The organism is Burkholderia sp. Bp9015, from assembly GCF_003853505.1.
Taxonomy (GTDB): Bacteria; Pseudomonadota; Gammaproteobacteria; order Burkholderiales; family Burkholderiaceae; genus Burkholderia.
Window position 1 is genome coordinate 1 of record NZ_QTPZ01000021.1, and the last position, 22,299, is coordinate 22,299.

19 protein-coding genes are annotated in these 22,299 nt (G+C 67.9%); 12 read left to right on the forward strand and 7 right to left on the reverse strand.

The window, feature by feature from the left end:
- Positions 1 to 416: 416 nt before the first annotated feature.
- The 3 genes from DIE12_RS21885 to DIE12_RS21895 all read left to right on the forward strand — a co-directional run bounded on the left by DIE12_RS21885 (position 417) and on the right by DIE12_RS21895 (position 3,487).
- Complete coding sequence (locus tag DIE12_RS21885; RefSeq protein ID WP_124521799.1) at positions 417 to 1,934, forward strand: hypothetical protein; 1,518 nt, start codon at positions 417 to 419, stop codon at positions 1,932 to 1,934.
- Positions 1,935 to 1,965: 31 nt separating this feature from the next.
- Positions 1,966 to 2,292: a hypothetical protein gene (locus DIE12_RS21890; RefSeq protein WP_044848119.1), complete on the forward strand. Its 327-nt coding sequence runs from the start codon at positions 1,966 to 1,968 to the stop codon at positions 2,290 to 2,292.
- 139 nt (positions 2,293 to 2,431) lie between these two features.
- On the forward strand, positions 2,432 to 3,487 hold the full coding sequence (locus DIE12_RS21895) for a helix-turn-helix domain-containing protein (RefSeq protein ID WP_124521801.1): 1,056 nt from the start codon (positions 2,432 to 2,434) through the stop codon (positions 3,485 to 3,487).
- Positions 3,488 to 3,558: 71 nt separating this feature from the next.
- On the opposite strand, the gene DIE12_RS21900 is transcribed toward DIE12_RS21895, so the two are convergent.
- Both DIE12_RS21900 and DIE12_RS21905 read right to left on the reverse strand, forming a co-directional pair.
- Positions 3,559 to 4,965 carry a 3-deoxy-D-arabino-heptulosonate 7-phosphate synthase gene (locus DIE12_RS21900; protein WP_124521802.1) on the reverse strand — a complete coding sequence of 469 codons (1,407 nt, stop codon included), beginning with the start codon at positions 4,963 to 4,965 and terminating at the stop codon, positions 3,559 to 3,561.
- Between the two features lie 134 nt (positions 4,966 to 5,099).
- Positions 5,100 to 5,861, reverse strand: a complete 762-nt coding sequence (locus DIE12_RS21905) for a 2-keto-4-pentenoate hydratase (protein ID WP_124521803.1) — start codon at positions 5,859 to 5,861, stop codon at positions 5,100 to 5,102.
- A gap of 265 nt (positions 5,862 to 6,126) precedes the next feature.
- Here DIE12_RS21905 and DIE12_RS21910 point away from each other — a divergent pair, with 265 nt between their 5' ends.
- The 5 genes from DIE12_RS21910 to DIE12_RS21930 all read left to right on the forward strand — a co-directional run bounded on the left by DIE12_RS21910 (position 6,127) and on the right by DIE12_RS21930 (position 10,107).
- Positions 6,127 to 6,606, forward strand: coding sequence for a universal stress protein (locus DIE12_RS21910; RefSeq protein ID WP_124485743.1), 480 nt, complete (start codon positions 6,127 to 6,129; stop codon positions 6,604 to 6,606).
- Positions 6,607 to 6,618: 12 nt separating this feature from the next.
- On the forward strand, positions 6,619 to 6,810 hold the full coding sequence (locus DIE12_RS21915; RefSeq protein WP_124485744.1) for a DUF2964 family protein: 192 nt from the start codon (positions 6,619 to 6,621) through the stop codon (positions 6,808 to 6,810).
- Between the two features lie 149 nt (positions 6,811 to 6,959).
- Positions 6,960 to 8,696, forward strand: coding sequence for a site-specific integrase (locus DIE12_RS21920; protein WP_124521636.1), 1,737 nt, complete (start codon positions 6,960 to 6,962; stop codon positions 8,694 to 8,696).
- A gap of 107 nt (positions 8,697 to 8,803) precedes the next feature.
- The gene (locus tag DIE12_RS21925; RefSeq protein WP_044848126.1) at positions 8,804 to 9,127 is read left to right on the forward strand and encodes a TfoX/Sxy family protein; all 324 of its coding nucleotides are present in this window, start codon (positions 8,804 to 8,806) and stop codon (positions 9,125 to 9,127) included.
- A 59-nt stretch (positions 9,128 to 9,186) separates the two neighbouring features.
- On the forward strand, positions 9,187 to 10,107 hold the full coding sequence (locus DIE12_RS21930) for a hypothetical protein (RefSeq protein WP_124521638.1): 921 nt from the start codon (positions 9,187 to 9,189) through the stop codon (positions 10,105 to 10,107).
- Between the two features lie 30 nt (positions 10,108 to 10,137).
- Here DIE12_RS21930 and DIE12_RS21935 read toward each other — a convergent pair whose 3' ends face one another.
- Entirely contained in the window at positions 10,138 to 11,289 is a 1,152-nt protein-coding gene (locus tag DIE12_RS21935) for a branched-chain amino acid ABC transporter substrate-binding protein (RefSeq protein ID WP_124521804.1), read from the reverse strand.
- A gap of 36 nt (positions 11,290 to 11,325) precedes the next feature.
- Complete coding sequence (locus tag DIE12_RS21940; protein ID WP_124485748.1) at positions 11,326 to 12,555, reverse strand: FAD-binding oxidoreductase; 1,230 nt, start codon at positions 12,553 to 12,555, stop codon at positions 11,326 to 11,328.
- A 231-nt stretch (positions 12,556 to 12,786) separates the two neighbouring features.
- Between DIE12_RS21940 and DIE12_RS21945 the strand changes: the two genes are divergently transcribed.
- Together DIE12_RS21945 and DIE12_RS21950 are read left to right on the forward strand one after the other, a co-directional pair.
- Complete coding sequence (locus DIE12_RS21945; protein ID WP_044848130.1) at positions 12,787 to 14,199, forward strand: PLP-dependent aminotransferase family protein; 1,413 nt, start codon at positions 12,787 to 12,789, stop codon at positions 14,197 to 14,199.
- 748 nt (positions 14,200 to 14,947) lie between these two features.
- Positions 14,948 to 16,372 carry a PLP-dependent aminotransferase family protein gene (locus DIE12_RS21950; protein ID WP_044848131.1) on the forward strand — a complete coding sequence of 475 codons (1,425 nt, stop codon included), beginning with the start codon at positions 14,948 to 14,950 and terminating at the stop codon, positions 16,370 to 16,372.
- A gap of 86 nt (positions 16,373 to 16,458) precedes the next feature.
- Here DIE12_RS21950 and DIE12_RS21955 read toward each other — a convergent pair whose 3' ends face one another.
- Positions 16,459 to 17,076: a LysE family translocator gene (locus DIE12_RS21955; protein WP_124521641.1), complete on the reverse strand. Its 618-nt coding sequence runs from the start codon at positions 17,074 to 17,076 to the stop codon at positions 16,459 to 16,461.
- Between the two features lie 67 nt (positions 17,077 to 17,143).
- Here DIE12_RS21955 and DIE12_RS21960 point away from each other — a divergent pair, with 67 nt between their 5' ends.
- Positions 17,144 to 18,067 (forward strand): LysR family transcriptional regulator, encoded by a 924-nt coding sequence (locus DIE12_RS21960; protein ID WP_124521643.1) that lies wholly within the window; start codon positions 17,144 to 17,146, stop codon positions 18,065 to 18,067.
- 133 nt (positions 18,068 to 18,200) lie between these two features.
- Here the strand turns inward: DIE12_RS21960 and acnB are convergent, their stop codons facing one another.
- Positions 18,201 to 20,786 carry a bifunctional aconitate hydratase 2/2-methylisocitrate dehydratase gene (acnB, locus tag DIE12_RS21965; RefSeq protein WP_124521645.1) on the reverse strand — a complete coding sequence of 862 codons (2,586 nt, stop codon included), beginning with the start codon at positions 20,784 to 20,786 and terminating at the stop codon, positions 18,201 to 18,203.
- Positions 20,787 to 21,269: 483 nt separating this feature from the next.
- On the opposite strand from acnB, the gene DIE12_RS21970 reads away from it, so the two are divergent.
- On the forward strand, positions 21,270 to 21,650 hold the full coding sequence (locus DIE12_RS21970; protein ID WP_044848135.1) for a nucleotide pyrophosphohydrolase: 381 nt from the start codon (positions 21,270 to 21,272) through the stop codon (positions 21,648 to 21,650).
- Between the two features lie 391 nt (positions 21,651 to 22,041).
- Here DIE12_RS21970 and DIE12_RS21980 read toward each other — a convergent pair whose 3' ends face one another.
- Positions 22,042 to 22,299 carry a MoaD/ThiS family protein gene (locus DIE12_RS21980; RefSeq protein WP_044848136.1) on the reverse strand — a complete coding sequence of 86 codons (258 nt, stop codon included), beginning with the start codon at positions 22,297 to 22,299 and terminating at the stop codon, positions 22,042 to 22,044.

Consider the following 22,299-nt stretch of genomic DNA (forward strand, 5'->3'; position numbering starts at 1 on the left):
CCCACCGCCCACCGCCCACCGCCCTCCGCACCCCGCACCCCGCACCCCGCACCCCGCGGCTGGCGGCTGGCGGCTGGCGCGGCAATCCGCATCCGCGCATCACCGGCTCATGCGCGTGCCAATGCCCGGCGAAATGCATCTCCACTCACTGTAGACGCAACCCCACCTTGATTCCGGATCGTATGAATTAAGATGCAGCCGGCACTTCGGGGTGTCCGGCGCTGGGCGACAGAGGCAGTACGCAAGCCGTCGTCCGTACCGGAAGCAAAGGCCGTCCGTGCGATCGAACCGGGCGAGGCTCGACGAAAGCGCGGCATTCCATATCCATTGAATGGCACTGCTTATCAATATGCGCGGCAGGTTCGACCTGCTGCACGGGCAAGCACATGCCGTCAATCCAGAACAAGAGGATTGTGATGAAACCCGTTACCTGGACGGCCATGGCCGTCGTTCTCGCGTTGACCGCATGCGGCGGCGACGACGTCTCGACCAAGAGCGGTGCGTCGCAGTCGACACCGACCTCTCCCGGATCACCTTCCGGCACGACATCGCCCGGCGGCGGCTCGAACGGCGGCTCGAATGGCGGGCCGACCGGCGGCGGAACCACGCAGCCGCAGGCCGGCTGGTCGATGGCCGTCGCGGTGGACGGCAAGGGGCGGGAAGGCGACCCGAGCGTGACGATCGACGCGAGCGGCAATGCACTCGCCACCTGGATGACCGTCGACCCGGCCAGTCCGTACGGCAACGAAATGTGGGGCGCGCGCTATGTCCCCGGTTCGGGCTGGCAAAGCGCGACGCGGCTCGACACGAGCGACGGTACGCATTCGATGAACGGGTTGACCGGCGTTCTGCCGCTGCTGGTCGGCAATGCGAGCGGCCAGGCGGTCGCGTTCTGGACCGAATGGATGCCGGGCCCCAACACGTACGCATTGTGGGCGCGCCCGTACAGCCCGGGCGCCGGCTGGGGCACGGCGTCCGAACTGGCAGCGGACATGAGCGGTTCGTCCTATACGGCCGGGATCGACAGCCAGGGCAACGCGCTCGTCGCCTGGACGCAGTCGATCAGCCTGCTCGATACGCGCATCGCCTGGACGCGTTATACGCAGGCGGGACAGTGGTCGCCCACGGCGCTGATCCAGATGCCGGTGCAGACCGGGCCGGGTGCGGTGACCGGCGATACGGACAACGTGAGGCCGATGATGTCGGTCCTGTCGTCCGGCCGCGCGGTGCTCGCGTGGCGGCAGACCAACCATACGCATTCGGCGCTGTGGACGGCCACGTACGACCCGACCAACGGCTGGACCGACGTCAACCAGGCCGTGTCGAACACGAGCCTGTTTACGACGATCATCTCGCCGGCGGCCGGCATGGACGCGAAGGGCAACATCACGCTGGTGTGGGGGCAGCTCGATGTGACCGGCGGGCATCTCGAGACGACCACGATGGCGCAACGCTTCGTCGCCGGCACCAGGTGGCAGCCGGCCGCACCGGTGGCGCCGGCGATCACGGAGCCGACCGGCTTCATCGCGACGCCGATGCTGACCGTCAACGACAACGGCATCGCGGCCGTGATGTGGGCGGAGGGCGGCGCGGTGCTGCAGGCGAGCGTGTCCGATGCCAGCGGAAACTGGGGGCCGCTGCAGCGGCTGACGGAACACCTGAACGGGGCGGCCGCCCAGTACCCGCCGCTGGTGATCGACGCGGCGGGCCACGTGACGGTCGCATGGCAGGACACGGGCTTGCCGGGCGCGTCGGCCGTCATCGCGGCCCGCTACCGGGACGGGGCGTGGAGCGCGTCGACGGTGGCGCCACAGAGCGCATCGTGGCCGGCGCTGGCCGTCAACGCGACGGGGTCGATGGCACTCCTCTGGCAATCGTACGTCGCGAGTATCGGCAGCCAGCTGCAGTCCAGTTTCTATACCCCGGGCTCGTGATCGCGTTGCACGGGAAACCGAAGGAGAAGCCATGAAGAAGACCTTGCTTTGCACCGTACGGACCGCGCTGGGCGCCGCGGCCGCCGGCCTCGCGCTGGCCGGTTGCGGCACGACGCAGATGAACATGACCGACGTGCAGACATCGACCGCGAAGACGATCGGCCTTGCGTCGTCGGACGAAATCACGATCGCCAACGTGCAGTACGGGAAGAAGAACGGGCTCGGCGGCCAGCAGGTGAGTTACGACGCGACCACCGGCAAGGGACGGCGCTTCACCTGCACCGTGTTCATGATTCCCGGTCTCACGCCGATCGACCGGCCGACGTACAACGACTGGGAATGCCATCCGCGTCGCTGACGCCCGCGCTGCCCGCCGCGCGCCTGTCGATCGACGGCGCGGCGGGCACTGCGACGAACCCGCTGTCCACCGCCGCATTTTGGTCCGATAATCGACGAACCGATCCCTTCCTTTCCTGTCGGCTCGAATGAAAACTGCCATGGATCAAGCGGATGCCATCCCCGTCTTCAAGTTTCGTACCACCGACTATCCGGTGCGGGACCGATTCCACGTGTGGGTCAAGGACATGCTCTGCGACTACCGGCTGGACGACGTCGGCGGCTACGGCGCGTTCAACGCGGAAGCGACCGGCGCGGCGCTCGGCCCGCTGATCTTCTCGAGCCGGCGCTGGCGGTCGCGCGCGCCGACCTACTCGGTGCACCGCACGACGCGGCGGATCCGGCTCGACGGCCAGGATTCGATCCGCTTCACGCTGCTGCTGGGCGGGCACCTCACGTGCCGCACCGGCGGGCCGGAGCTGGTCAAGCGCGCGGGCGACCTGTTCGTCTATGACGTCGCGCAGGTCAACGATTGCCGGGTCGAGGCCGGCGACGTGATCAGCCTCGTGGTGCCGCGCTATCTGCTGCCGGCCCATGCGGCGAACGCGCACGGGCAGACGCTGGCGAGCGGTGTCGGGCGGCTGCTCGGCGACCAGATGCTGTCGCTGCACCGCAACCTGCCGAACCTGCGCACGCACGAATTGCCGAGCGTCGTGCAATCGTTGCTGCTGCTCATGAGCGCGGCCGTCGCCCCGAGCGCACAGGCGTTCGACGAGGCGCGCAGCCCGATCGACACCGCGCTGATCGAGCGCGTGCGGCGCTATATCGACGCGCACCTGCTGGAGCCCGACCTCGCACCCGAGCGGATCTGCCGGGACATCGGCGTGTCGCGGGCGCGGCTTTATCAGCTGTTCAAGGAAGAGGGCGGCGTGATGCGGCAGCTCACGCGCAGGCGGCTGCGTCACGCGTACCACGTGCTCGGCGATCCGCAGCGCCGGCACCAGCGCATCGCGGAGATTGCATGGGCGCACGGCTTTCCGGACGAGAAGTACTTCCATCGGCTGTTCAAGGCCGAGTTCGGCCATACGCCGAAGGAAACGCCGGCATGCGCGGCGGCGCCGGTTCTGCTGCCGTTCGGCGCGGACGATGAAAGCCGCTGGGGAGACGGCGGGCGACTGAAGGGGTGGACGCTACCGTTCGGGGTGCTGAACAACTGAGCAAATGACGCGTGACGATTCAACGCGGAAGTCGCGCCATTCGTTCCATTCGTTCCATTCGCGCTCGCACGTCACGCCTCGTTCGCAGCGCTGTCGCCCAGGTCGCCTTCGATCGCGGCCATCAGATCGTCGACGCTCACCATCAGCGCCCGAACCTGCCGCAGCGATTCGTACTGATGCAGCACCGTGCGCCATGACGGCAGTTCCAGCAGCGCTTGCCAGACGGCGCCGAGGCCGTGCGGATCGGCATCCGTGCATTGCGCGAGCGCGCTCGCGTATTCGAGGCTCGCCGGCGCCGACAGCAACTGCATCCGGCTCGCGGCACCCAGCAGGCGTGGCGCCGGGTCTGCCGACGCATCGCAGCAGTACAGCACTTCGCGCTGCAAGGCCGCGTCGTCGATCGTCAGCGCGCGCAGCGACGCGCCGTGCAGGCGTACCGTGCCTTCGCGCGTGTCGAACGCATAGACGGTGTCCGGATCGGCTTGCGCGAGCAGGCTCAGGCCGCGCAGCAGGCGCGGCAGATCGGTCGTCGCGGCATCCGCGGACGCTTTCGCTTCGACGAGAAATACGACGTGCCACGCGGCCGACGGATCGTCGCCGCGCGCGCGCCCGAGCAGCACCGCATCCCACTCGGTTTTCGCGCGGTCGTGCTTGGCCGGTATCGAGGCCGGCACGCGCATCGACGTGACCACGCGATACGTGCGCTGCGCATCGCTCGCGTCGAGCTGCGCGGCCAGGGCGTCGAGCGCCTGCGCGGCCAGCGCCTCGACGGCCGCGCCCCGCTGTTGCGACGTGACACCTTGCGCGACGGCGAGCGCGCTGCCTTCGAGCGGACCCTGGCGGCTCCACAGCGTGCGGTACTGCCGGACGTCCGGATCCGGCGCCAGCGCATCGAGACGCCGCAGCCGGGCGAGCGCGGCGCTGTCCTTCAGTCTGGCGACGTCCTGTTCGAACGCGGTGTCGGTCGCCATCTCCGGCCGCGCGAGCAGCTGCCGCAGCGCGGCGTCGAGATCGTCCCACGACGCGCCGGCCGCAGCCGCATGCAGCCGCGCGAGCGGCTCGCGTTGCCATGCCTGCGCATGCCGTTCGAGCCGGGCCGGATGCGCGATCGTGTTGACGGCCGAGCGCAGCGCGCGCCGGTCCTGCTCGGCATGCGCGGCGAGCGATGCGTATTCGCGCACGGCCGCCGCGCGATGCCGAAGCACCGCGGCCTGGAAGGCGGGGTCGCCGGTTTGCGGGTCCATCGCGTCGCCGATCATCCGCGCGAGCGCATCGATGAAGCGGCGTTGCAATGCGGGGTCGGGCGTGCGGCCGTCGGCCTGCATCCGGCGCGCTTCCTCGATCGCGACGGCGATGACGACGGCCGGGTTCGCGGCGTCGGCCAGCGACGGCGCGCGCACGAGCGGCGGCAACCGGTAGCGGCGATCGACGGTGCGCAGGACTTCGTCCAGCAGGGCGGGCAACGGTGTCGGCGGCATGGCGAATGACGGAAAGGCACGCGGTTCAAGCGTGACGGGCGTTGTGCAACGGTATCACGCAGCGTCGGCAGGCGGGGCGGGCGCCGCGTTCGTCGCGAGCCGCCCCCGCCGCTGAACGTCAGGCCGTCAGCCCGTCAAGCCGTCAGCGTCACCGACAGGCTGCCGAGTTCGCCGAAGCGCACCGTCAGCGCATCGCCGAGCGGCACGTCGATCGCACCCGCATACGAACCGGTCGTCACGATCTGGCCGGCCTGCGCGCCGGCGCCGCGCGATGCGAGGAAATTGACCAGCCATACCAGCGGCTTGAGCGGATCGCCGTCCGGATGACGGCCGTCGATCGTGCGATTCAGCGCACCCTCGAACGACAGCGCGAGCGTCTCGAGCGGCACGTTCAATCCGTCGGGCACGACGGGACCCACGCACAATCCCTGGTTGAACTGCCCGTCGGCAAGCAGTTCGAACTTCGATGCGCGTGCGGGCTCCGCATAGCGGCAACCCAGCACCTCGAGCACGATGCGCACTTCGCGGATCGCGCCGCGCACGTCGTGCTCGTCGTACGGCTGCGCGCGGGCGGGCAGGTCGCGATCGAGCACGAACGCGATTTCCGGCTCGATCCGCACGATCGGGCCGCCGACGACGCGGTACGGCGCATCGGCCGCGCGGATCGTCGACGCGAAGATCGGCGCGACGATCACGCGGTCGGGCGGCGGCAGCGCGCATTTCCATCCGCCGATGGATTCGCCGAGCAGGTCGGCGACGCGATGCTGGATCGCGAGTGCGGTATCGACGTTCTCGGGGCGCAAGGCGTCGGGCAGCAGCGGGCCGGGCACGCCGGCATGGCGGGCGGCGACGAGATGCTGGGCGGCGCCGTCCACGCGTTCGGTAGTCGTTGTCATGTCGGTTGAGCGAGTTGAAAGTGGGCCGGCAAAAAAGGGCCGGACGAAGGTCGTAACGTCGATGATAGCGCCTTCGGCGGCATGGCCGCTCGGCAGCACGGTTCGGCCACCGGGACGGCGCCCCGGCTGCTCCGCGTGGCGCTTTGCCGCACGACCCGCTTTCGGGGAATCTTGATCGCCGTCAACCTTCGAACCGGCCGTCCGCCGATGATGGGCACATGGCCGCGCGCGACCGCGCCCGGCAACTCACCCCAGCGAGGTTCGCATGTACAAGAAGATCATGGTGGCCGTCGACGGCAGCGCTTCGTCGAAACAGGCGCTTGCCGAGGCAGTGAAGGTGGCACTGGCGGGCGACACGCACGTCAGCGCCGTCTATGTGGTCGACAAGTCGGTGCTGTTCACGTACGCGGGCCGTTTCGACCCGCACGCGCTCATCGAGGAAATCCGCGACGACGGGCGCAAGGTGCTGCGTGAAGCCGAACAGATCATCGCGCTGGCCGGCGCGAAGGGCGAGGGCGAGCTCGTCGAAACCGAGAGCATCGGCGAGGACGTCGCGGAACGCCTGCAGCGTTACGTGACGGAGCGTGGGATCGATCTCGCGGTGGTCGGCACGCACGGGCGGCGCGGCATCCGGCGCGTGCTGCTCGGGAGCGTCGCCGAGCGCTTCGTGCGCGGCGCGAAGTGCCCGGTGCTGCTGATTCGCGGCGACGATGCCGGCGAGCCGGCGTCCGCCGCGGCAGCCTGACGCGAGCGCGCGATGATACGTCGCCAGTACCGGATCGTCGTCGCGGCGATCGCCGTGTTCGTGTCGCTTGCGGGGATGATGGCCGTCGTGACCGGGCTGCTGTTCGACACGACGATCGCGCTGCGCGGCGGTGCGATCGCGTTGATCGTCGGCGTGGCGTGCTTTGTCGTGATGCTCAACCCGGGGCCGAAGGGCGAGGGGTGACGCGCGGCCGGCGTCGGTTGTGCCCATGCGGCGCATGCCTGTGACAGGCTGACCGTTCCCGCGCGAAGCCGTAAACCCCGGCATCGCGCGCGTGTCTCGCAGCGCTCGAGGCGTTTTCGAGCGTCGGCAGTTCTGTCAAACTGGCGCCCATGACACCGCGCCTCGCCTCACCGCCTTCCTCCGATTCCGCGCCTGCGCCCGCAGGCTTTCCCGATGCCGACGAACTGGCCGCGCTGCGTGCGTGGTATGCGGGCATGACCGTGCGTCAGGCCGTCGAGCGCTATCTGCCCGATCGTCTTGGCGACGGGCGGTCGGCGCGCGGCGTGATCGGCGGGATTCGTCGCGGCCTCGTGCGCGTCGCGCGGCAGGCCGGGCGACCCGACCTCGCGGAGCAGCTCGGTCATGCCGACAGCGCGCGCATCCGGATGGCGAAGGCCGCGACCGATGCGATCGGCGTGCTGCGCCATGCGCGCGCGCCGGTGCCGCAGATCAGCGACGACGTCGGCTTGTGGCTGCCGGCGCGCGCCGTCGTCGCGCTGCGTGCGCACGGGATCGCGACGCTGGCCGACCTGACCGTGCGGATTCCGCGGCGGCGTCAGTGGTGGCGCGCGATCGCGGGGCTCGGCATGGCGAGCGCGCGGCATATCGAGGCGTTCTTTTCCGCGCATCCCGACCTGACCGAGCGGGCGCGCGCGCTGATCGCGGCCACGCCGCGCAGCGGCATCGTGCCGTGGGAGCAGCTGAAGCTGCCGCACGAAGTCGACGGATCGAACGGCACGTTCCGCGCCCCGCGCGCAACCAGCACGCTCGACGCGGACAACGATTACGCGGCCGTGCACGCGTGGCTGTCGCTGCACGAATCGGCCGCGACGCGCCGCGCGTACCGGAAGGAAGCCGAGCGGCTGATCCTGTGGGCGATCGTCGAGCGCGGGCGCGCGCTGTCGTCGCTGACCACCGAGGATGCGGTCGCGTATCGCGCGTTCCTGCGCAACCCGGCGCCGCACGAGCGCTGGGTCGGGCCGGTGCGGCCGCGCGGCGCGCCGGACTGGCGGCCGTTTTCGGGCGGGCTGTCCGCGCGCTCGGCCGCGTACACGCTGTCGGTGCTCGGCGCGCTGTTCCGCTGGCTGATCGAGCAGCGCTACCTGCTCGCGAATCCGTTCGCGGGCGTCAAGGTGCGCGACACGCGCGGCGCGAATGCGCTCGACACGTCGCATGCGTTCACCGAAGGCGAGTGGCTGCTCGTGCGCACGATCGCGGACGGGCTCGAGTTCCGCAAGGACAAACCCTCCGGCGCGCCGCGGTCCGGCTGGACGCCGGCCGCCGCGCAACGGCTGCGCTTCATCCTCGATTTCGGCTATGCGACCGGGCTGCGTGCGAGCGAGCTGGTCGGCGCGACGCTCGGCGACATCGAAACGGACGCGCACGGCGATGCATGGCTGAAGGTGATCGGCAAAGGCAGCAAGGCCGCGCGTGTCGCGCTGCCGCCGCTCGCGCGCACGGCGCTCGACCGGCATCTGGTCGCGCGGCGGCTGCCGGTGACGCCGGCGCGCTGGCGGCCGGATACGCCGCTGATTCCGAGCCTCGCGGAAGACGGCGCGGCCGGCATCACGAGCGTGCGGCTGTGGAAGGTGATGCAGCGGTTCTTCGCGCAGACGGCCGCGCTGGTCGATGACGACAAGCCTGCGCTCGCGCAGAAGCTGCGGCAGGCCAGCCCGCACTGGATGCGCCATACGCACGCGACGCATGCGCTCGCGCGCGGCGCGGAGCTGACGACGGTGCGCGACAACCTGCGGCATGCGTCGATCTCGACGACGTCGATCTATCTGCATGGGGACGACGTGAAGCGGGCGCGGCAGATGTCGAGTGCGTTTTCGGCTGACAAATGAGCTGGGGAGCAGGGGGAGCACGGTGCACGAGCGATTGCGCGACGATTGAACGGAACGACACCGCATCGGTGACGGTCAGAACGGTTATTCGATCACGGAGCGCATGAATGGCATCGAGTCAGGGAACCGTCGATTTCATCGTCGAGCAGATGGCTGCGGCGGGCGCCGTGTCGGCCCGCAAGATGTTCGGCGAATACGGCATCTACTGCGACGGCAAGATGGTCGCGCTGGTGTGCGACGACCGGTTGTTCGTCAAGCCGACGCCCGACGGGCGTGCGTTTCTCGGTGCGTGCGAGGAAGGTCCGCCGTATCCGTCGGCGAAGCCGCATCTCGTCATTGGAGGAGAGCGCTGGGACGACCGCGAATGGCTGTCGACGCTGATCCGGATCACGGCCGCGCAACTGCCGGTGCCGGTGAAGCGGAGCCGATAGCGGTCGGCGTATTCTGTGAACCATGCGCGCTTCCCCCGCGCCCCCGCTGGAGCACAAGAATGGAGACATCCACATACCCGCAAGCCCCGCGCTACGCCCGCCGCGCCTGGCACGCGCTCGTCGCGGCGCTATGCGTCGGCTGGAGCGCGCTGTCGTTCGGCGCGGATGGCGCCGAAGGCGCGGCGGCCCTGCTCGACCGTTACCACAGCCTCGGCGAGCAACTGAAGAACAACCCGTTCCACCGCCCGCTGTACCTCGAATCGTCCGAGGCATCGTCATCGCTGAAGGGCGATATCTACGCGGTCGTCGACTATCCGTTCGCCGTCGTCAACGGCAAGCTGAACGATCCCGCGCAGGGCCCCGCGAACTGGTGCGCGGTGCTGATCCTGCACCTGAACACGAAGTACTGTCACGCGTCGACCGGCGGCAACGGTCCGGTGCTCGACGTGAACCTCGGCCGCAAGATCGAGCAGAAGCTGTCGGACACCTACCGCGTGCAGTTCCGCTACCGCGTGGCCGCCGCGACGCCCGACTACTTCCAGGTCGACCTGACCGCCGACAGCGGCCCGATGGGCACGAAGGATTACCGGATCGCGCTGGAGGCCGTGCCGGTCGGCGCGTCGCGCACGTTCCTGCACCTCACGTATTCGTACGGCTTCGGCACGGTCGGCCGCATGGCGATGAAGACCTACCTCGCGACGGTCGGCAGCGACAAGGTCGGGTTCACGGCCGCGAGCGGCGCATCGGCTGCGCAGCCGCAATACATCGGCGGCGTGCGCGGCTTGCTGGAGCGCAACACGATGCGCTACTACCTCGCGATCGACACCTATCTCGCGACGCTCGACAAGCCGCTCGACCAGCGCCTCGCGCGCTGGTTCGACGCGACCGAGCAGTATCCGCAGCAACTGCACGAAGTCGAGCGCGGCGCGTATCTGCAGATGAAGGCGCAGGAGGTGCAGCGGCAGCAGACGGCGCGATGACGCCGCCTGCCGCGCGCTGCTCGGCGTCGATCAGTTCGACGCGCCGCCGACCGTGCGAATGCTGTGCCACTGCCCCTGTTCGACGCGGAACAGCGTGTAGGGCGGCTTGATCAGGTCGCCGCGCTCGTCGAACGAGATCTTCCCGGTCACGCCCGTGACCGACACGCCCGGCAGGCTCGCGACGATCTTGCTGCGGTCGACCGAGTCGGCCTTGCGGATCGCCGCGATCATCGCGAGCGTCGCGTCGTACGCAAACGGCGCATACAGCTCGACGTCCTGGTTGAAGCGCGCCTTGTAGCGCTGCGCGAACGCGATCGCCGACGGCAGCTTGTCGAGCGCCGGCCCCGGTTCGAGATCCTGCGTACCTTCGCCCGCATTGCCGGCGATCTTCAGGAACGCATTGCTTTTCAGCGCGCCGGCGCCGAACAGCTGCGCGCGGATGCCGAGCGAGCGCATCTGCTTGACGAGCATCGCGCCCTGTTCGTCGAGGCCGCCGAAGAACAGCAGGTCGATGTTGTTGCTCTTCATCGTGGTCAGGATGCCGCGGAAATCGACCGCCTTGTCGTTCGTGTATTCGCGGCCGACGATGGTGCCGTGCGCGTCCTTCACGCCTTTCTCGAATGCGTCCGCGAGCCCCTGGCCGAATGCGGTGCGGTCATCGATGATGCCGATCCGCTTGGCCTTCAGCTGCTCGACCGCGAAGCGTCCGGCGACCACGCCGCCGACGCCGTCGTGCCCCATCGTGCGGAACACGTTCTTGAAGCCCTGCATCGTCAGTTGCGGGTTGGTCGAGCCGGGCGTGATCATCGCGACGTTCGCCTGCCGGTAGACGGCCGACGCGGGGATGCTGCAGCCCGAGTTGTAGTGGCCGACCACGCCGACCACGCCGTCGTCGACGAGCTTCTGCCCGACCTGGATCGCGATGCGCGGATCGGCCTGGTCGTCCTGCACGTCGAGCACGAAGCGCACGGGCTTGCCGCCGATGGTCGGGTGTTTCGCGTTCTCCTCGTCGAGCGCGAGCTGCGCGCCGTATTGCAGGTCCTTGCCGACGCGCGCGACCGGGCCCGTCAGCGGGCCGGCGAAGCCGATCTTGACGGTTTCCGGGTCCGCGGCCTGCGCGGACGCGGTGACCGTGCCGATCGAGCAGACGGCCAGCCATGCCAGCCAGTTACGACGATTCATGATGCCTCCTTGCAGTGGTGGAAGTGGCGGCGCGCGTCAGAATCGCGCGGCCCGGTATGGGGTGAGATCCAGCGGCGGCGCGCGTTGCGCGACGAGATCGGCGACGATCCGCCCGGTGATGCCGGCGAGCGTGACGCCGAGATGCTGGTGGCCGAACGCGTGGATCACGCGCTCGCTGCGCCGCGCGCGGCCGATCACGGGCACGCCGTCCGGCAGCGTGGGCCGAAAGCCGAGCCAGCTGCGCGTCGGCGCGCCGAGCGATGGCAATGCCTCGCGCGCGGAGCGGGTGAGCAGCGCGACCAGCGAGCGGTTCATGCCGGCGTCGAAGCCGCCGAGTTCGACGGTGCCGGCCGCGCGCAATCCTTCGTCGAGCGGCGTCATGTAGAACCCGCGCTCGGCCCAGCCGACCGGCCGCGTAACGATCTGCTCGTGCGCGGCGAACTGCACGTGGTAGCCGCGCTCGGTGTCGAGCGGTACGGCGTCGCCGCACGCGGCGGCGAATGCGCGCGAGCGGGCGCCGGCGGCAATCACCACATGATCGAAGCGGCGCACGGTGCCGCCCGCATGCAGGCTCACGCCGTCGCCGACGGGCTCGATCCGTTCGACCTGCGCGCGTTCGAGCGTCGCGCCGCCGGTTGCCAGGTGCGCGAACAGTTCGTCGAGGAACCCGCAGGGATCGGAGAAATGCCAGCTCCCGTGGAACAGCACGCCGCGCGTGAAGATCGGCGCGAGCGCGGGCTCGAGCCGGCGGATCGCGTCCGCGTCGAGCGTGTCGAACGGCACGCCGAGCCGGCGCCGCAGCGCGAGCGACGGCTGCGCGGCGTCGAACGACGCCTGCCGTGCGTACAGATACAGGCATTCGCGCGGCCGCACGAATGCCGCGAGCCGCGACGGCGCGAGCAACGGCGCATAGCCGTCGGCGGCGCGCGTCAGCAGCGCGGCCAGCGCGCTCGCGCTGCGCGCGTGATGCGCGGGCGTCGACGCGACCAGGAACCGTGCGAGCCACGGCGCGCCGCGCAGCAGGTAAGGCCAGCGGATGCGCAGCGGGCTGTCGGCGCCGAACAGGAAGTGCGGCATGTCGCGGAACACGGACGGGCCGTTGACGGGCACGCAGCCATACGGCGCGAACGTCGCGGCGTTGCCGAATGATGCGCCATGGCCGACGCCGGCCGGATCGAACAGCGTGACGCGGTGCCCGTCGCGCTGCAGCCAGGCCGCCGCGCCGAGTCCGATGAAACCTGCACCCACGATGGCGATGTTCGCCATGTCGCCTCTCCTCCGGCACGCGTGATTCACACAAAGATGGGATAAAGAATCACACAGTAATTTTTTGTGTGCAATCAAAAAGCGATTGTATGGCGCTAGCGTTTACCCGATTTCAAGTCACTGTTTTGACTGACCTTTCGGCTGACGTTTGACCGGAAGGGGATGTCATATACAATCGCTGGGCAGGCTTGAACGGCAGACAAACGCTTTTTGTGTGGATACAGGCGACGAATGGCAGCAGACAAATTTTCCGGTGAGCGCGACGGCGACGCGCCGGCGCAGGCGAAGCGGCCGACCTATGTCGAGGTATCGAGCTCGATCGAGGCGGAAATCCGCAACGGCATGTACCCGCCGGGCAGCCGCCTGCCGCCGCAGCGCCAGCTCGCGACGGAGCTCGGCATCAACGTGTCGACCGTGTCGCGCGCGTACAAGGAGCTGCAGCTGCGCGGCCTCGTGATCGGCAGCAAGCGGCGCGGGTCGCTCGTCACCGGCGGCGCGATGCCGAGCATCGAGCCGGCCCGCGCGTCGCTCGCGGCGGGCAACGGGGTGATCGACCTGACGGTGAACAGGCCGGCGACCGGCGAGTTTCTGGCGTGCCTCGCGCAGACGTTCGGCACGCTGCCGGCCGATCCGCGGTTCGCTTCGCTGCAGGAATACCAGCCGCCGCAGGGCCCCGACTGGGCGCGCGCCGCGGGCGCGCAGTGGCTGGCCGCGCCGGGCTTCACGCCGTCGCGCGACCAGGTGGTCGTCACGAGCGGCGCGCAGCACGGGCTTTATGCGGTGCTGAACAGCCTGATCGGCACCGACGGCGTGATCGTCGCCGACCGGCTCACGTATTACGGCCTGAAGGCGCTCGCGCCGGTGTTCCAGTTCGAGATCGTCAGCGCGCCGGCCGACGACGACGGCCTGCTGCCCGACGAGATCGAGCGGATCTGCCAGCGCATGCCCGTCAAGGCGATCTTCGTCGTGCCGAACCTGCAGAACCCGACCGTGACGACGATGAGCCTCGCGCGCCGCATGGCGCTCGTCGACGTCGCGCGTCGCCATCACGTGACGATCATCGAGGACGACGTGTACGGGCCGCTCGTGCGCGACCGGCTGCCGGCGATCGCGGGCTTGTGTCCCGAGCTCACGTTCCATATCGGCGCGACGTCGAAGATCCTCGCGCCCGGGCTGCGCCTCGGCTACCTGAGCTGCCCGCGCGACAGCGTCGCGCTGTGCGCGGAAGCCGTGCGCACCACCGCGTGGATGCCCGCGCCGACGTCGATGCTGATCGCGACGGTGTGGATCGAGAACGGCACCGCCGAGCGGATCATGAGCGCGCAGCTGGCGGAGATCCGTGCGCGCGTCGATCTGGCGCGGGAACTGCTGCCGGCCGGTCACCTGAAGTCGGATCCCGCATGCATGTTCGTGTGGCTGCGGCTGCCGCCGCCGTGGCGGGCCGACGACTTCGCCGCGAACGCGAAGGCGCGCGGCGTGATCGTGATGCCGTCGTCGACGTTCGCGGTCGATCGCGCGGAAATCGAGCACGGCGTGCGCATCAATCTCGCGTGTCCGGCGACCCGCGACGAACTCGTGAACGGGCTGCGGATTCTGGCCGGCACGCTGAAGGACCGGCCGCGCGCGCTGTTCGGGTCGATCTGACGCGCGCCGTTCGCGCCGAGCCAACCCGCAACGACTTCGACGATCCGCCGCGGCAGCGGCGCTGTGCCGTCACGCAGCGCGCGATATCGCGTGCAGCGGCTGGCGGCTGACGGTTCGCTGCCTGTATCGGGCCAGCCGATGGTGATCCTCACGCCGGGCGTCGGCGAACGGCCCGCATGCCGTGTTCTCACCGGAGCGCGACCGCACCTCGTCCGGGCCCGATTCCTCGACCATGGAGACACGCGCTCACGCGCGTGCCAATCGCCGCGGCGTTCTGGCGTGATTTTCACGACGGGACGATCGCGGGTCGGCGCGACCCATTCCTGCCGGGCCCGGACTGCATCGCAGGATGCCGCGGACGCAACCGCGAACTGCGCGATCGCACGGTACCGCTCTCGAATCCCCAGCCACCGCATCAATTTCCCAGCCTCTGCGCCCAATTCATAAGACGTACAGTTCGCTAGAAATCGCCAATTCGCGCCGAACTGTACTCTTGTGTGCGTATCCGATGTGTGTACTCCGCGCCAACTGTTCTGCTTTTAAGATTCGATCATCAAGTGCACAGTGCCGCAAGCCCAGACGTCACGGGCCGCCCGGCGCATCTTCAAAAGCGAGCCACGGCGATGGAAAAGGCAAAACCGGAGGAAGCAGTCAGGCATCACGACAGCCCGGTCGGCGGGCAGAACACGCGCGCATCGGACGCGCACGGAGGGGCGGCGCGCATGCGCGCGCCGGCGGGGAGCATGCGATGAAGCTCTACGAAAAACTCGCGGACGACATCGAACGCCTGATCCGCCAGGGCGTGTACCGGCACGGCGACCGGATTCCGTCGGTGCGGCAGGCGAGCCAGCAGCACCGGATCAGCATCACGACCGTGCTGCACGCGTACCTGCTGCTCGAAAGCCGCGGGCTGCTGGAAAGCCGCCCGCAGTCGGGCTACTTCGTGAACCTGCGGCGCGACGACAACCATGCGCCGGTGCGCGAACTGCGCCCGTCGAAGCCGATCGCGATCTCGTCGTCGGTGGACATGAGCCGGCTCGTGCTGTCGACGCTGCGCTCGATCGGTACCGACGACGCGGTGCCGCTCGGCTCGCCGTATCCGGACCCGAGCCTGTTCCCGTTCGAGAAGCTGAACCGCTACGCGTACGCCGCCGGCCGCGACAAGTCGCTGTGGGGCGTGACCGACGGGCTGCCGCCGGGCCATCCGCGCCTGATCCGGCAGATCGCACGACGCTACCTGGAAAACGGGATGTCGGTCGACCCGAACGAGATCATCGTGACGGTCGGCGCGACGGAGGCGATCAACCTGTGCCTGCAGGCGGTCGCGAAACCGGGCGACACGATCGCGGTGGAATCGCCGACGTTCTACGCGATGCTGCACGCGATCGAACGGATGGGGATGAAGGCGATCGAGGTGGCGACGCATCCGGAATACGGAATCGACATCGCGGCGCTGGCGGCGATCGCGAAGTCTCAGCCGATCGCCGCGTGCATGGTGATGCCGAACTTCCAGAATCCGCTCGGCTTCCAGATGCCCGACGAGCGCAAGCGCGAACTGGTTGAGTTCGCAACTAAAATAGACATGCCGATCATCGAGAACGGTGTGTATAACGAACTGTATTTCGGCGAGTCGCATCCGAGCACGCTGAAGTCCTACGACCGCAGCGGGATCGTGCTGCACTGCGCGTCGTTCTCGAAGAGCCTGACGGCCGCGTACCGGATCGGCTGGGCGTTGCCGGGCCGGTATCGCGATCAGGTCGAGAAGCTGAAGTTCCTGAACACGCTGGCGACGCCGTCGCTGCCGCAGCTGGCGATCGCCGAGTTTCTCGAACGCGACGGTTACGAGCATCACCTGCGGCGCCTGCGCAAGGCGTATGCGCAGCAGGCGAACCTGATGCGCGCGATGGTGTCGCGGTTCTTCCCGGAAGGCACGCGCATCTCGAGCCCGGCGGGCGGCTACGTGCTGTGGGTCGAGTTGCCGGCGCAGGTCGATGCGATGCGGCTATACCAGCTCGCGCTGGAGCAGGGGATCACGATCGGTCCGGGTTACATGTTCTCGATCACCGACAACTACCGGAACTTCATCCGGCTGAACTACAGCAGCCCGTGGTCGCCGGAGATCGAGCAGGCGGTGATCGCGGTCGGCAAGCTCGCGGCGTCGTGCATGCGGTGAGTCGAAGGCCGGTGCGCGTCGCATGCGCCGGCTCGCTCGATGCCGATATCCGGGCTGATGCGCGCCCGGGCGTCGGCGTGCGGCGATCAGCGGCTGCCGCGCGCGATGGCCAGCATCACGCCAAAGCCGACGAGCAACACGCCAAACGTGCGATCGATCCAGTGACGCAAGGACAGCAAGCGATCGCGGACGGCGTCGGCGGAGAAACAGAGCGCCACGAGACTGAACCAGCCCGCGTGCGCCAGCGCGATGAACAGGCCGTAGCCGATCTGCACCGGTAATGGCGTGTCGGGGCGGACCGCCTGCATGAACAGGCTGACGATGAACACGGTGGTTTTCGGATTCAGCGCGTTCGTCAGAAAGCCGGTGCGCAGCGCCGCCAGATCCGACAGGGGCGCGGCCTGCGTCGCGGGGCGGCCGTCCACGGGTTTGGCCGCGAGCATCTTCACGCCGAGGTAGATCAGGTAGAGCGCGCCGACGAGCTTCACGGCATTGAAGAGCCACAGCGACTGGCGGATCAGGAGGCCGACGCCGAGCAGCGTGTAGCTCACGTGAACCGTCACACCCAAGCCGATTCCCCACGCGGTGAGCAGGCCCGAGCGGCGCGACAGCATCAGGCTGTTGCGTGTGACCATCGCGAAATCCGGCCCGGGGCTGACGACGGCCAGCAGCGTGATGGTGACTACGACTATCCATTCCGTCATTGCTTCGTCCTTTTGAAATTCATCGTGATGAGCGAATATTAGGGATCACGATTCGCGAGGAAAAGCGATGTTTTCTGACCAGGATGGTGAGTTTGACTCACATGAAATTAGAGCCAATCTGCCGTCGTTGATGGCCCTGCGCTGCTTCGAGGCGGCGGCGCGCCATGAGCATTTCAGCCGCGCCGCCGATGAACTGCATCTGACGCACGGCGCCGTCAGTCGCGCGGTGCGTCTGCTCGAAGACGATCTCGGTGTGGCGTTGTTCGAGCGGCGCAGTCGTCGGGTCTTCCTGACCGACGCGGGCCGCAAGCTGGCGCAGGCCGTCCATGACGGCCTGCATCTGATGAAACAGGCCGCGCATGAATTGCGGACCGAGGCGGCCCGCGCGCAGCGTTGGGTGCTGTCGTGCGAACCGACGCTGCTGATGCGCTGGCTGATTCCGCGCTGGCCGGATTTCCAGGCGGCTTACGCGGGCGTCGATATCCATCTCGCCGCGGCGGGCGGCCCGTTCTCGTTCGACAACGGCATCGACATGGCGATTCGCCGCAATGACTTTGCGTGGCCCGCCGGCTATCACGCGGAGCGACTGTTCGCGGAGAAGGTCGGTCCCGTGTGCCGGCCCGACAAGGTCGATGCGTGGTTTTCAGGCAGTCGGCATGACCGCGCGTTGAAGCGGGGCGCGCCGCGACTGCATACCCGGACGCGGCCGGACGCGTGGAAGGATTGGGCGGCGGCCGCGCATCAGCCGGCGGGAAGCGAACGCGGGCAGATGTTCGACCATTTCTATTTCAGCCTTCAGGCGGCCGTCGCGGGGCTGGGTGTCGCGATCGGGCCGTGGCATCTCGTTCGCGACGACCTCGAAAGCGGCGTGCTGGTCGCGCCGATGGGTTTCGTCGAGGACGGCTCGCACTATTGCCTGCTGACGCCGGAGCCCGTGAAGGACGGAAGCGCGCAGTCGGATCTGCTCGGCTGGCTGAAGGCGATGGCCTGACGTGTGAGCCGGACCGTTTTATAGCGCCGGCGACATTCAAAAATCCAAAAAAAATGGCGCCGCGGCCATTCAGCCCGCGGCGCCATTGCGTATCGCCACGACGGGCATCACCCGCCGCAGCGCGACAGCATGCTTAGATCTGCACGGTGTCGGCGACTTCCTTGAAGTCTTCGATCTGGTCGAAGTTCATGTACTGGTAGATCTTGTCGCCGTTTGCCGTGAGCACGCCCATGTCGGCCATGTACTCTTCCTTGGTCGGGATCTTGCCCAGACGCGAGCAGATCGCCGCCAGCTCCGCCGAGCCGAGGTACACGTTCGTGTTCTTGCCCAGGCGGTTCGGGAAGTTGCGGGTCGACGTCGACATCACCGTCGCGCCTTCGCGCACCTGTGCCTGGTTACCCATGCACAGCGAGCAGCCCGGCATTTCGGTGCGTGCGCCGGCCGTGCCGAACACGCCGTAGTGACCTTCTTCCGTCAGCTGCTTCTGGTCCATCTTGGTCGGCGGCGCGACCCACAGCTTGACCGGGATGTCGCGCTTGCCCTCCAGCAGCTTCGACGCGGCACGGAAGTGACCGATGTTGGTCATGCACGAGCCGATGAACACTTCGTCGATCTTGGCGCCAGCCACGTCGGACAGCGTCTTCACGTCGTCCGGGTCGTTCGGGCATGCGACGATCGGCTCGTGGATGTCGGCGAGGTCGATCTCGATGACGGCCGCGTATTCGGCGTCGGCATCCGGCGCGAGCAGTTGCGGGTCGGCCAGCCATTGCTCCATCGCCGCGATACGGCGCTGCAGGCTGCGCGGATCCTGGTAGCCCTGCGCAATCATCCACTTCAGCAGCGTGATATTGCTGTTCAGGTATTCGATGATCGGTTCCTTGTTCAGGCGCACCGTGCAACCGGCGGCCGAACGCTCTGCCGACGCATCCGACAGCTCGAACGCTTGCTCGACCTTCAGGTCGGGCAGGCCTTCGATTTCGAGGATGCGGCCCGAGAAGATGTTCTTCTTGCCTTGCTTGGCGACCGTCAGCATGCCCTGCTTGATCGCGTACAGCGGAATCGCGTTGACGAGGTCACGCAGCGTGACGCCCGGCTGCATCTTGCCCTTGAAGCGGACGAGCACCGACTCCGGCATGTCGAGCGGCATCGTGCCGGTGGCAGCCGCGAACGCGACCAGGCCCGAGCCTGCCGGGAAGCTGATGCCGATCGGGAAGCGCGTGTGCGAGTCGCCGCCGGTGCCGACGGTGTCGGGCAGCAGCATGCGGTTCAGCCACGAGTGGATCACGCCGTCGCCCGGACGCAGCGCGATGCCGCCACGGGTGCTGATGAAGTTCGGCAGCGTCTGGTGCGTCTTCACGTCGACGGGCTTCGGATAAGCGGCGGTGTGGCAGAACGACTGCATCACGAGGTCGGCCGAGAAGCCGAGGCACGCCAGATCCTTCAGTTCGTCGCGGGTCATCGGGCCCGTGGTGTCCTGCGAGCCGACCGAGGTCATCTTCGGTTCGCAGTACGTGCCCGGGCGTACGCCCTGGCCTTCCGGCAAACCGCATGCGCGGCCGACCATCTTCTGCGCGAGCGAGAAGCCCTTGCCGCTGTCGGCCGGCTGGTGCGGCAGGCGGAACAGCGTCGACGGGGCGAGGCCCAGCGCTTCACGCGCCTTCGCGGTCAGGCCGCGGCCGATGATCAGCGGAATGCGGCCGCCGGCGCGCACTTCGTCGAACAGCACGTCGGACTTGACCTGGAATTCGGCGATCACGTTGCCGTCCTTCAGCGCCTTGCCTTCGTACGGGCGCAGTTCGACCACGTCGCCCATGTTCATCTGCGACACGTCGAGTTCGATCGGCAGCGCGCCGGCGTCTTCCATCGTGTTGTAGAAGATCGGGGCGATCTTGCCGCCGAGGCACACGCCGCCGAAGCGCTTGTTCGGGACGAACGGGATGTCTTCGCCGGTGAACCACAGCACCGAGTTGGTGGCCGACTTGCGCGAGGAGCCGGTGCCGACCACGTCGCCGACGTAGGCGACCAGGTGACCCTTTTCCTTCAGCGATTCGATGAACTTGACCGGGCCGCGCTTGCCGTCTTCTTCCGGCGTGATGCCGGGGCGCGCGTTCTTCAGCATCGCCAGCGCGTGCATCGGGATGTCCGGGCGGGTGGTGGCGTCCGGGGCCGGCGACAGGTCGTCGGTGTTGGTTTCGCCCGTGACCTTGAACACCGTGATGGTCAGGCTTTCCGGCACTTCCGGACGGCTCGTGAACCATTCGGCGTCGGCCCAGCTCTGCAGCACGGCCTTCGCGTGCGCGTTGCCCTGGTCGGCGAGTTCCTTCACGTCATGGAACTGGTCGAACATCAGCAGGGTTTTCTTCAGCGCGTCGGCAGCGACGGCCGCGACCGCTTCGTCGGACAGCAGCTCGATCAGCGGCTGGATGTTGTAGCCGCCGAGCATCGTGCCGAGCAGCTCGGTCGCGCGCTCGCGCGAGATCAGCGGGCAGGCCGTCTCGCCCTTCGCGACGGCGGCCAGGAAGCCGGCCTTCACGCGCGCGGCTTCGTCGACGCCGGCGGGCACGCGGTGGGTGATCAGGTCGAGCAGCGTCTGCTCTTCGCCTGCGGGCGGGTGCGCCAGCAGTTCCACCAGTTCGGCGGTTTGCTGGGCCGTCAGCGGCAGGGGGGGAATACCGAGCGCGGCGCGGGCGGCCACGTGAGCACGAAAGTTTTCAAGCATGGGGGGACCTGCTGAGATTGCGTTTCAGGGGAAGGGCTTTCCAGGCACGCCGAGGCTGCTGTTCCGGATACTGCTTCACTGCTTGGACGGGATTCTAGTCGCAATATGGTCAGGCGTCAAATGTCTTATGTCTTATATAAGAGTTGCGGCGCGTGGCGGGTGAGCCGTCTTGCCGGGTCTCCGGCGGGGCGCATCGAAGCTGGATGCGAAGCGGGCGGAAAATCGCGAACTGCGTGGGCCGGAGCGGGACGGTTCGACGCAGGGGCGCGATCGTGAATTTGGGCCGTCGCTACGATGCCCTGACGGCGGGACGGCATTTCGCTTGCCCTTGGTGCGACGCTTGCCGTGGCAGCTTCCAGCTCCTATATCATTCGGGTCTGTCCGTGCGCGGGAGCTGTACTTGCAGGCCGAAGGGCGGATTTCTCATGCCCGCATGCCGTCGAAGGCATCGATAGATTTTGGATATGCACCAGGAGTCGCTACGTGGAAAAGTCTGAGTTACGGAATGATCTGGTGGAACTGCGCGAACTCGTCCGCCAGTTTGTCGACGAGCGCGACTGGGACAAATTCCACACGCCGAAGAACCTGGCGACAGCGCTCAGCATCGAAGCGAGTGAATTGCTGGAGCCGTTTCAATGGCTCGTTTCGGGCGACAAGAGCGAACTTGGCGAAGCCAACCTGACGGCCGTTCGTCACGAGATGGCCGACGTATTGGTGTATCTGGTTCGCCTCGCGGACAAGATGGATGTCGATCTTTTTCAGGCGGTGCTTGAGAAGATGGAGCTCAACCGGGCAAAGTATCCGGCTGACAGAGTGAGGGGCGACTCGCGAAAATACTCTGAATATAAAAATCAGGAGAAATGAGGCTGGATGCAGGTCACGGCAAGTCGCGTGGCTTGATGATCCATTTGTCTGTTTCTCGGGCGGGGTTCATGACAACTTCGTTGCGACCGGAAATGTAGTCGACCCCAATTTGGGGGCTGGATGCAGCCTTTTCGTACGCGCGCATCGCGTTCTACATGACGCCGTTGTTCGGCACGCGCAAGGGCGCGCCGACGACGGCCGAAACACCGAACCGGCTCGCCCGGCGCGAACGGATGCCCGCGCGTCCGGCCGTGCGGAAAGTGGCCGGCGCGCCGGCCGGCTACCCGACGTCGATCGACCACCCGTCCCGGATTTTCTTCGCGAGCTCGTCTAGCCGCCAGTCAGGCATCGGGCAGCCTAAGCCCGCCGGTCGCCGCCCGATGCGAACGGATCACCCGCCCGTCACCGGCGGAAAGAACGCCACCTCGCTATCCTCCCGCACGACGAATCCCCCGGTCACCATCTCGAGATTCACGGCCGCCCGCACGGGCCGGTCCATCCGCAACGCTTCGCCGCTGCGCGCGTCGCGTGCGGCGAGCGTGCCGCGCAGCGCGTCGACGGTGACCTCGTGCGCATCGATCTCGACGACTTCCTGATCGATATGCAGCTGTTCGCGAATGCTCGCAAAGTATTTGATCGTCAGTTTCAT